The organism is Photobacterium sp. R1, assembly GCF_054600795.1.
This window is the reverse complement of sequence record NZ_BAAHZP010000991.1, coordinates 1-236: the sequence shown is the minus strand read 5'-3', so window position 1 is coordinate 236 and position 236 is coordinate 1. Positions and strand designations below refer to the sequence as shown.

The window sequence follows — 236 nt, the reverse complement described above, 5'->3', positions numbered from 1 at the left end:
AACTAAGTGCGGCATTATATAACATTTAGCCTTAAGTGTCTTTATAGGATGTAGGAGTACGCATGGAGTTCAGTGTTAATAGTGGTAGCCCCGAGAAACAGCGCAGCGCCTGTATCGTCGTTGGCGTTTTAGAACCACGCCGCCTCTCTCCGATTGCTGAACAACTGGCTAATAAAAGTGAGGGCTACATACGTTCTCTGCAGCGACGCGGCGACCAGGAAGGCAAGCCAGGCCAG

1 pseudogene is annotated in these 236 nt (G+C 50.4%); it reads left to right on the top strand.

The features are described 5' to 3' along the window. Positions 1–62: 62 nt before the first annotated feature. A pseudogene (locus tag ACYP03_RS28035) lies at positions 63–236 on the top strand (leucyl aminopeptidase); the annotation flags it as partial.